This is a genomic window from Marinococcus halophilus, from assembly GCF_002265875.1.
GTDB lineage: Bacteria > Bacillota > Bacilli > Bacillales > Marinococcaceae > Marinococcus > Marinococcus halophilus.
Map to the genome: position 1 here is coordinate 169,917 of NZ_NPFA01000001.1, position 12,603 is coordinate 182,519.

At 50.4% G+C, this 12,603-nt stretch carries 12 protein-coding genes; 4 read left to right on the forward strand and 8 right to left on the reverse strand.

Annotation, left to right across the window (positions count from 1 at the left end; genetic code table 11):
• Positions 1–4: 4 nt before the first annotated feature.
• Both CHL76_RS00905 and CHL76_RS00910 read right to left on the reverse strand, forming a co-directional pair.
• Positions 5–1,189 (reverse strand): amidase, encoded by a 1,185-nt coding sequence (locus tag CHL76_RS00905; protein WP_158219019.1) that lies wholly within the window; start codon positions 1,187–1,189, stop codon positions 5–7.
• A complete protein-coding gene (locus CHL76_RS00910) occupies positions 1,182–1,856 on the reverse strand; it encodes a GntR family transcriptional regulator (protein ID WP_158219020.1) in 675 nt (224 codons plus the stop codon). The genes CHL76_RS00905 and CHL76_RS00910 overlap by 8 nt, the downstream gene beginning before the upstream one ends.
• Before the next feature lie 143 nt (positions 1,857–1,999).
• Between CHL76_RS00910 and CHL76_RS00915 the strand changes: the two genes are divergently transcribed.
• The 3 genes from CHL76_RS00915 to CHL76_RS00925 all read left to right on the forward strand — a co-directional run bounded on the left by CHL76_RS00915 (position 2,000) and on the right by CHL76_RS00925 (position 5,714).
• Positions 2,000–2,734 carry an SDR family oxidoreductase gene (locus CHL76_RS00915; RefSeq protein WP_079474870.1) on the forward strand — a complete coding sequence of 245 codons (735 nt, stop codon included), beginning with the start codon at positions 2,000–2,002 and terminating at the stop codon, positions 2,732–2,734.
• 578 nt (positions 2,735–3,312) lie between these two features.
• Positions 3,313–4,437 (forward strand): ABC transporter ATP-binding protein, encoded by a 1,125-nt coding sequence (locus tag CHL76_RS00920; RefSeq protein WP_079474869.1) that lies wholly within the window; start codon positions 3,313–3,315, stop codon positions 4,435–4,437.
• A 170-nt stretch (positions 4,438–4,607) separates the two neighbouring features.
• Positions 4,608–5,714 carry an AI-2E family transporter gene (locus CHL76_RS00925; RefSeq protein WP_079474868.1) on the forward strand — a complete coding sequence of 369 codons (1,107 nt, stop codon included), beginning with the start codon at positions 4,608–4,610 and terminating at the stop codon, positions 5,712–5,714.
• A gap of 58 nt (positions 5,715–5,772) precedes the next feature.
• Here CHL76_RS00925 and CHL76_RS00930 read toward each other — a convergent pair whose 3' ends face one another.
• Positions 5,773–6,201 carry a small multi-drug export protein gene (locus tag CHL76_RS00930; RefSeq protein WP_079474867.1) on the reverse strand — a complete coding sequence of 143 codons (429 nt, stop codon included), beginning with the start codon at positions 6,199–6,201 and terminating at the stop codon, positions 5,773–5,775.
• Between the two features lie 747 nt (positions 6,202–6,948).
• Between CHL76_RS00930 and CHL76_RS00935 the strand changes: the two genes are divergently transcribed.
• Positions 6,949–7,155, forward strand: a complete 207-nt coding sequence (locus CHL76_RS00935) for a hypothetical protein (protein ID WP_143747429.1) — start codon at positions 6,949–6,951, stop codon at positions 7,153–7,155.
• A 105-nt stretch (positions 7,156–7,260) separates the two neighbouring features.
• Here the strand turns inward: CHL76_RS00935 and CHL76_RS00940 are convergent, their stop codons facing one another.
• The 5 genes from CHL76_RS00940 to CHL76_RS00960 are packed head-to-tail and all read right to left on the reverse strand — an operon-like array spanning position 7,261 to position 12,455.
• A complete protein-coding gene (locus CHL76_RS00940) occupies positions 7,261–7,695 on the reverse strand; it encodes a (2Fe-2S)-binding protein (RefSeq protein WP_094907716.1) in 435 nt (144 codons plus the stop codon).
• A 44-nt stretch (positions 7,696–7,739) separates the two neighbouring features.
• Entirely contained in the window at positions 7,740–10,016 is a 2,277-nt protein-coding gene (pucD, locus tag CHL76_RS00945; protein WP_094907572.1) for a xanthine dehydrogenase subunit D, read from the reverse strand.
• On the reverse strand, positions 10,013–10,879 hold the full coding sequence (locus CHL76_RS00950) for an FAD binding domain-containing protein (protein WP_094907573.1): 867 nt from the start codon (positions 10,877–10,879) through the stop codon (positions 10,013–10,015). Before CHL76_RS00950 ends, pucD begins: the two co-directional genes overlap by 4 nt.
• Entirely contained in the window at positions 10,855–11,457 is a 603-nt protein-coding gene (locus tag CHL76_RS00955; RefSeq protein WP_079474863.1) for a nucleotidyltransferase family protein, read from the reverse strand. The genes CHL76_RS00950 and CHL76_RS00955 overlap by 25 nt, the downstream gene beginning before the upstream one ends.
• Positions 11,454–12,455 (reverse strand): XdhC family protein, encoded by a 1,002-nt coding sequence (locus CHL76_RS00960; protein WP_158219021.1) that lies wholly within the window; start codon positions 12,453–12,455, stop codon positions 11,454–11,456. Before CHL76_RS00960 ends, CHL76_RS00955 begins: the two co-directional genes overlap by 4 nt.
• Positions 12,456–12,603 lie beyond the last annotated feature (148 nt).

The window sequence follows — 12,603 nt, forward strand, 5'->3', positions numbered from 1 at the left end:
CCTTTTATGAATCAATGTTTTGAAGATGACGGGCGACTCGCTGGACAAATGACAGCAGCCGGCGGTCATCGTGCTGGTTGGCTACAATCGAAATGGAGATAGGGGCTTTTCCCGGCCGTTCTACTGGAATCGTAACCTGCGGAAGCCTGCCAATACCGGCAATACAAGTCAGCTGCATTGTGCGCTTTCGCACTTCCTGGATCTCGTCCTCCCCGGCCTGAATTTTCGGTGCCGGCCCGGGGACAGTCGGGATGACCATCACAGTGTCCTGCCCGAGCCGCTGCTGTACTTCGTTCTGCAGTTCCTGCCGTTTTGCAAATATATGGAGATAGTCCTCCCGCCGGGTGCCAGCGGCAAACGCGAAACGCTCCCGCACACCGGGCCCAAAGGCCGGCTGGTGCTTATGGATCCACTCCCGGTGCGTTTCCCCAACCTCTACTGCCTGCTGCAGCCGGAATACCTCAGCCCATTCGGCGAGCGAATCTTCAGCCAGCTTGTTTTCATTCAACGTTTCTGCCTGGGCCTGCACTGCGGAAAATACTTTTCCAAGCGCCTGCTTGTATTCATCAGCGTATTCTGCCCACGCTTCTTCCTCCCACCAGACAGTCCGGTACGGCGTTTCTGTGTCCCCTGATGGCAGCAGCGCGTTTCCAACCTGCTGTAAAGCATCAGCGTCCCTGCTCATCCAGCCGATCGTATCAAAGCTTGGAGCGAGCGGCACGACGCCCTCCATCGATACGGCTCCATGCGTCGGACGGATGCCGTAAAGGCCGCAGTAGGACGAGGGGACGCGCACTGATCCTCCAGTATCGGTTCCAACCGCAAAATCAACGCTGCCGGCCGCTGCCGCTGAAGCCGATCCGCTCGAGGAACCGCCCGGAATTGCCTCCGGGTCTGCCGGATTGACCGGCATGCCGTAATGGACATTGTCACCGTGCAGGCTGTACATTAATTCGTCGCTGACCGTTGTGCCGGCAAGAGCCGCTCCGTTCCGTAGCAGTCGTTCAATTGCTGGTGCAGTAAAAGGATTCTCCGGATGGCTCTGAAGCCATTCTGGATGGCCCGCGGATGTTTTCTGTCTGTAAATCGCGAATACGTCTTTAACTGCAAATGTATATCCGGAAAGAGTTCCGTCCATGGCGGGCTCGAGCCGAAGCTCCTTGTTCATAAATGCTTCCTTGTTATTCATTTGCCGCATCCTCCTCGGTGATAGCCTGAATGATGGCTTCAGCTGTTTTTTTAGCGTGCTTCCCGTTTAGCTCCAGGAGCTCATCACGTTTATTTTCCTGCAGCAGGGTCAGCATCTGCTTGTGTTCCTTTTGAGATGTATGAATGGAACGCACGTCCGACTCGATGTTTGTATAGATGTTCATATATGCCTCAATCCGGCTCCATACGTATTCGAGAGATTTCATCAGCGGTTCGGAGCGGGACGCTTCGTACCATACCTGATGAAACAAACGATTCTGCTTCCGCCACTTCACCGGCTCCAGGGCATACCGGTCCATTTCATCAATTCGTTCCTGCAGGCTGTGCAGAACGGCTTCATCTGCCTGCTCAAAGGCCCAGCCGATGGCCAGTTCCTCGAGTTTGTTACGGATAGCAAACAGCTCCCGGACTTCATTGGCAGACAGACGACTTACATAAAAGCTTCGTTTTTCTTCAAACAGAAAGCCCTCTGTTTTCAGCGTCGTAATTGCCTCGCGCACTGGCATTGTACTCACTCCGAAATCCTGGGCGATCTGGCGGATGGTTACCTTTTGTCCGGGTTTTCGCTCACCCTGAATAATCTGCTGCTTTAACAGCTTATATACTTCTGTACGTAATGTAGACACGTGCAAGGACGATAAATTCACGGCAATCGCTCCTTTGTGATCTGTGATCACAAACATTTTTTATAATTTTAGCAGAAAAATCATTTTCTGCAAACTAGTTTTTGGTTTACTTTCACCGCGCTTGTCCTTCATATTAAAAACAGAAGCTCAAGGAGGACGATACCATGACAACACTAGTAACCGGAGTAAGCCATGACCGGGGGATCGGCGCTGCCGTTTGCCGCCTGCTTGCTGAACGCGGGGAAAATATTATTTTCACGACCTGGGGCTCAGACATCGACTGGGCGGCGGAATTCAAGCTTTCTCTCGAAACGCTCGGCATCGAAATTTATTATATTGAAGCCGATTTCTCCAACCCGGAAGCGCCGGACGAGCTCATCGACCAGCTGAACGAACTGCCGCTATTTCCGACGGCGCTTGTGAATAATGCCGCCTATTCTGCTAATGACAACTACGAACGCCTGGACGGGGAGTCGCTTGATCAGCATTATTACGTCAATATGCGCACTCCGTTTCTGCTTACTACAAAAATTGCCCAGCGGTGGATTGATTTTGGCATCAGCGGAAAAGTCGTAAACCTGACCTCCGGCCAGGACCTTGGCCCGATGGTAAACGAAATCGCCTACGTTTCTACAAAAGCAGCAGTGCGGGCCTTTACCGAATCACTGGCTGCCGAGCTTGCCCCGCATGAGATTAATGTGAATGCTGTTAACCCGGGCCCGACCAATACCGGATGGATGGACCCCGCCATGGAAAAAGAGCTGTCGAAAAAATTCAGCAAAGGACGAATCGGACAGCCGGAGGACGCAGCCAAAGCAATTGCCTTTCTGCTGTCAGACGAAGCGGACTGGATCGTCGGCCAGGTCATTCATTCTGAAGGCGGCTTCCTGCGCAGCTAGGAGCCGCACGAGGGAGGAGGCTCGGTGTTGCCTGCAGAATGCAGCGATCTTAATCGAACATCATCTAAATAAACACCCTGCATTTTTCTTTCTGTCTAGCTCCGGAGCCTAACCGCTCGGGGTTACTTTCCAGCCGGTTTCGGGCAGCAGGCTACCCTGCAAGTCCGGGGAGTACCTTTCGCGGTTGAGCAAGGCTCCTACGCTTTTCTCTGTCCAGCTCCGGAAGCCAGCGGCGGCGGGTCTCTTCAGACCTTTGGCAAAGGGAAAAAGCCCCCTTTATCCAAAGCTCCTCCAGAGCCTGCGCCGCTGAACGGCTTCCTACGCTTTTCTTTCTGTCCAGCTCCGGGTGTTACCATCTCCGTCCGTTCGTGATTTCAGAGCGTTTGCGACTTCGTCTCAATCCGCCTGAAACCGACGAGCCGTCGGAGATGGTGACCAAAACACCCTACGCTTTTCTATTCACCTTGCACAATGTTTCGTTTGTTAACTTTGTTCAGGTTGTCTATATTAATTTGAAAGCGTTTTCTTTAATATAAACACCAGATAACATAAACTTCTTCAAAAGGAGCGAACATATTATGGCTGGTATCCGCATGAATCACATTACGAAAAAATACGATGGTGACGTTACAGCAGTAGACGATTTTAATCTTGATGTCGAGGACAAGGAATTTATCGTTTTTGTCGGTCCTTCCGGGTGCGGGAAATCCACGACCCTACGCATGATTGCCGGGCTTGAAGATATTACGGACGGCGATTTATACATCGGGGATGAACGCGTGAACGACGTTTCTCCTAAAGACCGCGACATTGCAATGGTATTCCAGAACTACGCCCTGTATCCGCACATGAACGTATACAACAATATGGCCTTTGGCTTGAAGCTCCGTAAATTCAAAAAAGATGACATTGATCAGCGTGTGAAAAATGCAGCCGATATCCTTGGGCTGACTGAATACCTTGACCGTAAGCCAAAAGCACTCTCCGGCGGTCAGCGTCAGCGTGTAGCTCTTGGCCGTGCCATTGTCCGTGACCCTAAAGTATTCTTGATGGATGAGCCGCTTTCCAACCTCGATGCAAAGCTGCGTGTGCAGATGCGTACAGAAATTATTAAACTTCACCGCCGCTTAAACAGTACGACAGTTTATGTAACACACGACCAGACAGAAGCCATGACGATGGCAACCCGTATCGTTATTATGAAAGACGGCGTTGTGCAGCAGGTCGGCTCTCCTAAAGAAGTATACGACCATCCTGCGAACGTTTTTGTAGGCGGTTTCATCGGCTCACCGGCAATGAATTTCCTGGAAGGAAAAATTAATGGTACCATTCTTGAGCTCGGAGAACACAAGCTCGAAATTCCAGAAAGCAAAATGCAGATTCTGCGGGACCAGGGCTTTGAAAATGAAAAAGTAACCTTCGGCATTCGCCCGGAAGACATCCACCACGTGATGGGCGGAACGACATCGTCGAAAAACAAACTGAACCTTGATATCGAAGTGTCTGAAATGAACGGGGCTGAATCGATTCTTTACACAAGCGTTAACGGCAAGCAGGTTATTGCCCGCGTGGACGCCAACAGCAGTATTCAGGCCGGCGATAAACTCGACCTTTTCTTCAACATGGACCGCTGTCACTTCTTTAATCCGGATACTGAAGAAGTGCTGACGCCAGAACTAAAAGAACTATCCGCTACTCAGTAAAGCAAAATTCAGCACCTGTCCTATTTAGGGCAGGTGTTTTTTTATGTTTTTATACTTTTTTTAAATTCAGGCTCCAGTTTTATGTTTCCGGCTGTATAATGAAGGGAACCTGTACAAATGTCTTGATTTTCGTTTATTCCTTATTAAGAAAAGAGTGGTGATCGTAAAACATGTACCAATACAAATGGTTTCGTGTCTGTTTAGGAATATTAGTCGTTTTAGCTATTGCTTTTATGGCCAGGCAGGTAGAGTATATTTTTCATCCGCTGTTTGTTTTGATTGGAACGCTGGCAGCTCCTGTCATTATTTCTGGTATATTGAGCTACTTGTTCCGTCCATTTGTCGTGCTTCTTTCCAAGTACATACCCCGTTCTCTCTCTATACTGCTCTTGTATGCTGTGCTTATCGGCCTGATTGTGCTGGTAGTTAATTTAATCGGACCGATTATTGCCAGCCAGTTTAACCAGCTGATTAATCAGATCCCTGTTTATTTCCAGCAAGTGCAATCCTTTATTATGAACAACCAGAACCATCCGGCTGTCCAGCCTATTATGCAAGGAAATAATATTTCTATGGATTCAATCAGCTCTCAGCTTCAGAATTCAGCCAGCACTATTACCGATTCCCTAGTTTCTACCATTGTGACGGTAGGAAGCGCTATTGTCAGCTTTTTTGTCGTACTATTTGTTATTCCGTTTGTGCTTTTCTATATTTTGCGCGAAGGGCACAAGCTCCCGGGCTTTATGCTGAAATTTGTGGATCGCGACCACCGTCCGGAAATTCACAAAATTATGCAGGACATGGACCGGGCGCTTGCCAACTATATTCAGGGACAGATTACTGTCAGTTTCATTGTCGGGATCCTCTCCATGATTCTTTTCTGGATTATCGGCCTCGATTACGTGCTTATCCTGGGTATCATCTGCATGCTGACCAACCTGGTTCCGTTCGTCGGTCCTTTCATCGGCACTATACCAGCCGTGGTCGTTGGTTTTTTCCAGTCGCCTCTTACAGCTCTTATCGTTATTCTTGGTGTCATAGTGGTCCAGCAACTTGAGTCTAACCTGATATCGCCGCAGGTGATGGGCCGAGCCTTAAAAGTCCATCCGGTTACCGTCATTTTTGTCCTGCTGTTCGCAAGCAGCATGTTCGGACTTCTCGGATTAATTTTGGCCATCCCCGCTTATGCTCTCCTAAAAGTGGTCGTAACAAACCTGTACTGGATTTGGAAAATAAATCGGCGCGGAAAAAAGCATCGCGGCGAAGAAATGATTTAACTGAAAAAGCCGGCAGCCGCATTATTTTGCGAACTGCCGGCTTTTTGCGCCGTAATTTTTAAAACCAGCCGAGTCCAAGCTGCATTGAACCCGCAATAGCAACCCCGTAGATTACAATACTCGTACCGGTGGAGAGAAACAATGTCCGCTTTGACATGCCGATGGCTTTGGCAATAACGGAAATGGCCCAGACGCCTGCAATAGGCGCCAGCAGCAGGATAACCCATCCTCCGTACTGCTCAATATTTCCCCGGAATCGATTGGCAGCTAACTTCTCCATCCAATTGGAAAAGAATCTGATTCGTTTCAACTGGCTGTAAAAAAACGTCACAGTCGGCACCGCCATGAAGTTTCCTACGGCCGCCCACAGGACAGCTGATACCGGGTCAAAGCCTGCCCCCATTGCTACAGGTACGGCAATATAAATTTCAAAAAGTGGAAAAAACCCCATAAACCAAGCCAATGAAGCCATCAAAATATATTCCATTATTTCTCCCCCTTCCTTACCGAAATTTCACACAAAAATTATTTTAGCACGCGTTATTTCGGTTGGGAAGCGAAAAAACCTATCAAGAACAATTTAACTCTTTGTATGTCATTATATGTGCTTTTAACTAACTATAACTTGAGATACCGGAAAAATTGCAAAGCCTTTTACTATATACAACTACTTGTAATTTTATTACACACTTTAGCCAGCAGAGCTTTTTTCGATTAATCGCTTGTGAAAAAACGTTTTGATTGTCTATTTTTTAACGATTTTTCAAGGAAAAAGAAGTAAAAACAGGTAAATAGTCCTTTCACATGCATATTCAATACTTTTCTAATGTTCTCACTATTCCTATGGCTTAATATCACTTATATGGCAGTATTTTTCTTTTTTGTTTATGCACTAGAAAGCCTCTGTATATTCAGCTAAAAAGATAGGCCTTTATTCTTGAAAAAAGGACATCCTTCCCGGTCACACATTTTATGGCTAGCGTCTTTCTTTTTATTCCAAAACAGTGAAGGGTTGATATTAAAGCATTTGCAGCCCTTATTTTAGAACAATATTACAAACTTTCTTCACATTTGTTGTTTTTTTACTGGACCAGAGATTTCTTGCGTCCAGTCATCTGTAATTAGAATTGTTACTTATTTAGCATTTCTTCCGTTTTTGGATCGTGGTACGGTATACGTAACAAACTTTTCCTTTCGACAATGGTGTAAAAAGTGTTAAGGGAGGCGAATGGCAGTGCCGGTAAAAAATGAGACGCTTTATGTGGAATTGCTTGAATCTTCTGATGATCCGCATCAGAGCTTCATGGATCTGTCCCGTACGATCCTCGATCAGGGCGTCGATTCGGAGAAAAAAGTGGAAGTGATGCGAAGACTTCTGCAGGCTTATGACAAAGTATCGCGCAGGTACAAAACCGTCATACCGCTCCGTAAAGTAACATAAATAGAGATATAACAGGGGGAAGCCGGCATACTTGGGGATGCCGGCTTTTGTTTATCTGTTTTAGCAAATCCGTACTTGCAGGGTTGAAACGTTTGGCCCTTGTTATTATGCAAGTCTGGCTGCGGCTGCTTTTACTGCCCGGATGATGCCGCTGTAGCCCGTACACCTGCAGATGTTTCCCGACAGGCCGTCCCGTATCTCTTCATCGCTCGGGTCCGGGGTTTGTTTCAGCAGGGCCTCTGTGGCCATGATCATTCCCGGTGTACAGTAGCCGCACTGAAAGCCTCCTTCGTTAATAAATGCCTCCTGCACGATACTACAGCGCTCCTCTGTGCCTATACCTTCAATAGTTGTTACTTCCTTTCCTTCCACCTGATAGGCAAGCAGCAGACATGAACTGGTGAGCTGGCCGTTCACCCAGATTGAACACGCACCGCACCTTCCGATACCACAGGAAATTTTCGTACCTGTTTCGTGCAGCTGATCCCTTAACATATCAACGACCCGGGCCAGAGGAGAAGCATTAACACTCGCCTGCATCCCGTTAAGGTAAAAAGTACACACATTTACTCCCTGCCGGTGTTCTATCCCCCGAGCATCTTTTCTGGTTTGTTCCAAGGCAGAAGCCCCCTTTGCTGAATCTGATGTAGTATCCACTCTCTTGAGACGGGAAGCTTTTTTGGCCGGGCGCCAATTGCCTGGTAAATAGCTTCAGCGATGGCCGGCGCCACGGCAATTGTTCCTATTTCTCCTACGCCTCTAGGTCCGTATGTGTCCCCTTCCATTACTTCTTCACGCGGCTTTACTGTCACGTTATCCGGCAGATCCTTTACTCCCGGCATTAAATACGTATCGAAATTTTCTGTCTGATAGCGTCCTTCTTCCATCACGGCGTCCTCCATCAGCGTGTACCCCAGCGCCATGATGCCGCCGCCTTCAATCTGTCCCCTGTACCCCTGCGGATACACAACCGGCCCGGCGGACACCGACTGTTTCAGGTCAAGTACCCGTACGGCGCCGGTCAAAAGGTTCACTTCTACCTCTGCACTCACGCCGCCGAAGGAATACAAATAATGACCGGAGTCAATTTCATCCGGCGTCACTGGAAAATCAAACGAGGTATGCGTCTCAATATCTCCGGCCTGTACATACTCCGCCAGCGCTTTGTAGCTTAAAAAGAGCGAAGACTCTGTGCCGCTTTTATGGATGCCCCCTGCACCCAGGTACAAATCCGCCGCTGCGGTCCCGGTTACCCTGGATGCTTCAGTCAGCAGCTGCCTGCTAAATAAGGCCTTCATGTTTTCCACCGCTGTCCAGATCATCCCCGTGCCTCGTGAAGCAGTCGTTGAACCGGAAACCGGTACTTTGCTTGTATCACCGATCGTGATTTCAATATCTTCGTCATTACAGGAAAAAGCCTCTTTCATCACCGTTTCAATCACGGCTACAATGCCCTGTCCGCATTCCTCAAAACCAAAAGCAGCCTCGAGCTTGCCCTCCTTCGTAAGCGCGAGCCGTCCACCAGAAGGGTCCAGCCGTCCGTAGCCAAGACCGCCTCCATGCATGGAAACAGCGCCTCCCCGGCCGTTTTTTAACCACGGGGGTTCTCCCGTATTACTCAGCGGCAGCTGCTGCCAGGCGGCAACGTCATCAAGCACCATCTTTCCGCCATCCGTCGGGGCGATTTCCTGCCCAAGCGGCCCGGCATCTGAAGGTTTCCTCATATTTATAAAACGCAGCTGTCCGCCTTCCATTCCAAGTTTTTCGGCCAGCCGGTCCATCTGTCCCTCAAGCGCAAACGTCACCTGGTTGCCGCCAAATCCCCGGAACTCTCCAGCTACGCCGTTATTCGTAAACACGGAAACGCCGGTCGTCTTAATATTTGGGATTGGATACAGCCCGCTGGCATGTTCGACAGCAAATTCCAGAATGGCCGGACCGAGCGTGGCATACGCCCCGGTATCAGCATAAATTGTCGTTTCGTGCGCGAGTACGCGTCCGCTTTCATCTGCCCCAGTCCGCATCGTAATCGCCATTGGGTGGCGCTTTAGTCCCGCCCGTACCGATTCTTTCCGGGTGTTATGCACTTGGACCGGCCGGCCGGTTTTCAGGGCCAGCAGTGCTCCGTACGGCTGCAGGTTCAGCTCATCCTTGCCGCCGAACGAGCCTCCGATCGGACTCGAAATGATGCGTATTTTCTCTTCCGGAGTGTCCAGAATTCTTGACAGCTGAAAACGATCTTTGAATCCGTGCTGAGTAGCCATGTACACGGAAATGCCGCCGTCCTGTCCTGGGACTACCACTCCGCCTTCCGTTTCCATATAGCCGTGCATCTGGCGGGGCAGCTGATACGTTTCTTCAACAATACAGGTACAGTCGGCAAAGCCCTGCTGCAGATCGCCGCGTGTATAGAAAGCTTCATGCAGAATGTTTCCCATTTCGTGCAGCTGTTCCGCTCCGGGACTCAGGGCTTTTTCGACAGAATCAAGTACAGGCAGCGGCTCGTATTCCACTACGACAGCCGCCAGAGCTTTCTCTGCTGCTTCGGCTGACTCTGCTGCTGCAGCGGCTACCGCATCGCCCGTATAGCGCACTCTGTCTTCACAAAAAACGGGCTGGTCCGGCATAACGATACCAAAGCGGTTTAACCCCGGCACGTCTTTATGAGTCAGCACTGCATAAACCCCCGGGATTGCTTCGGCCGCTGACGTATCAATATTTTTAATACGGGCGTGCGGGTGCTTGCTTCTCATCACCTTGCCAATCAGCATATGGTCTTCAAAGCGGTCGGTTAAATATTTCAACGAGCCGGTTACTTTGGGCTCAGCGTCCGGCCGGCGCTGGTATTCTGGCTGCTTCATACGTTATGCACCCCTCCTTTTTCTGCATTATCTTCGAGCCACAGGCGGGATAAAAATAAATGGGCAGCTGCCTGCAGGCGGTAGCTCCCTGAAGAAAATGGTTCATCCCCCGGTTGATAATCAGCTTCAAGCGCCTTAAAAAACGCTTCCGGCGTCCACCCGGACTCGGCCACACATGCTTCTGCACGGCGAAGCCTCACCGGAGCGTCTTTTCCACCCACTAGCGCCAGCCTTGCTTTCCAGCTTCCGCCTGCCTGCCTGCGGGCGCAGCCGCTTACAGCAAGAAGCGAAGCGGTAAATGCTTCCCGGCGGCCGATTTTTTCAAAAAAATGAACATCGCCCGCACTGGCTTCTGGCGTTTTTGGCAGCAGAACAGCCGTTAATAGGAATGTCCCTTCATAGGAAGCCGCTTCTTCCACTGGAAGGCGGGCATACGACCTGCCATTCCAAACTTCGAGCTCTGCCTGCAGCGCCATTAGTGCCGGCAGCGCATCTCCATGACCATACATAATATTGCCGCCTATGGTGCCACGCGTGCGTACAGCCGGAGCAGCGATCTGCCGCAGCGCTTCTCCGAGTATTTCCCGGGAAATGTAAGGTTCCTGTATTAACTCTTCGAGCGTCATACAGGCGCCGATCCGCATGTAGTTTTCTTCCTCGTGCACAGACGTTAGCTCCGAAACCTGTTCAAGTGCAATTATATTTCCAGCAAATGCCGTCCCTTTTTCCCGCTCGATCTGCCGCCACGTGCCTCCGGCGATCCATTCCACGTCAGGAAAATATTCCTCGTACAATGCAAAAGCTTCCTGCACTGTTGCCGGCATCCATACAACCGGCATTACTGATTGATTTGCAGCAGCCATCTGTATTCCTCCTCAGTGTCGACGTCGAACTGTTCCAGGTAACGAAAGCCCCCATACGGATGCCCCTTCCATACATACGCTTCCCGTAGAATTGAAGCAGCCCCGCGGTCGCCCTCCACACTCTGCAGTGCAGCAAACATCTGTTGTTTGAACAGCATAGGCGGCTGGTAATGCCGGCCGGTCCACATGCCTGTAAAATCGCAACTGTGCGTCTGGGCCTGCGCGATCAACCGGTCGATCGTTTCAGCTTTCAAACCGGGCTGATCAGCAAGCACCACCAGAACCGCCTCTGCTCCGAGGCGCACCGCTTCATTCATGCCAGCACGAAGAGAATACGCCTGTCCTTTCCTTGCCTGCGGGCTGGCTGCTATACGCACAGGACTTTTGCATCGTCCGAATATTCTGTCATCTATCCATAAAGACTGATTTGTTACGACAATCACTTCGTCCACGCTGCTTGTTAACACCTGCTGCAGCGCACTGCTTCCAAGCGTTGTGCCCTTCCACGGCTTTTCCAGTTTATTATGTCCCATGCGGGAGCTCTTCCCCGCAGCTAAATAAATGACTGCTGTTTTCATGCCATCACCTCGTTAGCTGTTGCGCTATTCTGAAGGGCAATCAGCTGTCCGACCACGCTCACCGCAATTTCTTCAGGTCCTTCCGCCCCGATAGATAAACCGATGGGAGTTGTAATAATCTCCGGCAGCACCTCTGTCTGCAGCAAGCGTTTCGTTCTCGTCTTTGAACCGAGCACCCCAATATAGGCCATCGGCTCCTGCAAAAGATGGACCAGTGCTTCTCTGTCCCTTTCAAAGTGATGGGTCATGACTACTGCCATGTCCCCATTGCGGAACGCTGTGCTCCTCCACCATTCATCGGGGAAACCAGGTATCTGCCGGGCCTCCGGCACTTCGTTTTTCACAGCGTCCAGATAGGCCGGACGCCAGTCAAGCACCGTAACCTCGTACCCGCACCGCATAGCCATTTGTACAAGCGGACGTGCATCCGGGCCGCTTCCGAAAATAAACAGCCTTGGCTTCGGGCGGATCGTCTGGACATATATTTTTTCGCCTTGCCCATCTGAAATAGAGCTTCGGCCACTCCCGCGTTTCATACCGGCGGCCTGTGCAGCCAGCTGTTTTGCCTGCTCGTCCGGCTCTTCCCCGCAAACGAACCAGCCGCCGCCGGCGGCCGCAGTCCACCTAAGCACCGTTTTTCCCTGATTCACGGCAGCGTGCATACGGCGCATCGAAGTAGCAAGTGCTTTCGTTACCGGTTCAAGCAGCACTTCAATCACTCCGTTGCATCCAGTGCCCTCTCCCCAGGACAGCTCCCTGTATCCCCGCATATCATATGAAACCGCCTGGGGGCCCTTGGCATGCACGTCTTCGATGCGGCATTGCAAATCCCCTTCAAGGCAACCCGAACTCAGCATGCCGACAGAGCTGCCATCTGCCTTTAACAACATAGTCGTGCCTTCTTTCCGGTATGCCGACCCCTCCACATTCCTGATCGTGGCCAGCACTTGCTTTTCTTCTGCAGAGAGCTCCGGAATAATATCATGCAAGTGGTCCATATCTTTCACTCCTTTTATAAAAAAAGCCGGAGAAAGGCACAGGCGGCTGTTCCTGTGTTTCTCCGGCCTCTTCATCCCCGTCTAACAGGAATCAAGCTTCCGTCTGGATAGAAAGAGAAGAACCGCCGGTCTACAGCAGGCCTTCTTC

Bases quoted from the DNA above. Each gene is read 5' to 3' on its own strand.
- CHL76_RS00960 (WP_158219021.1), bottom strand. From the start codon at position 12,455: ATGGACCACTTGCATGATATTATTCCGGAGCTCTCTGCAGAAGAAAAG.
- CHL76_RS00920 (WP_079474869.1), top strand. From the start codon at position 3,313: ATGGCTGGTATCCGCATGAATCACATTACGAAAAAATACGATGGTGAC.
- CHL76_RS00915 (WP_079474870.1), top strand. From the start codon at position 2,000: ATGACAACACTAGTAACCGGAGTAAGCCATGACCGGGGGATCGGCGCT.
- CHL76_RS00905 (WP_158219019.1), bottom strand. From the start codon at position 1,189: ATGAATAACAAGGAAGCATTTATGAACAAGGAGCTTCGGCTCGAGCCC.
- CHL76_RS00925 (WP_079474868.1), top strand. From the start codon at position 4,608: ATGTACCAATACAAATGGTTTCGTGTCTGTTTAGGAATATTAGTCGTT.
- CHL76_RS00940 (WP_094907716.1), bottom strand. From the start codon at position 7,695: ATGCAGGCGAGTGTTAATGCTTCTCCTCTGGCCCGGGTCGTTGATATG.
- CHL76_RS00930 (WP_079474867.1), bottom strand. From the start codon at position 6,201: ATGGAATATATTTTGATGGCTTCATTGGCTTGGTTTATGGGGTTTTTT.
- CHL76_RS00950 (WP_094907573.1), bottom strand. From the start codon at position 10,879: ATGGCTGCTGCAAATCAATCAGTAATGCCGGTTGTATGGATGCCGGCA.
- pucD (WP_094907572.1), bottom strand. From the start codon at position 10,016: ATGAAGCAGCCAGAATACCAGCGCCGGCCGGACGCTGAGCCCAAAGTA.
- CHL76_RS00955 (WP_079474863.1), bottom strand. From the start codon at position 11,457: ATGAAAACAGCAGTCATTTATTTAGCTGCGGGGAAGAGCTCCCGCATG.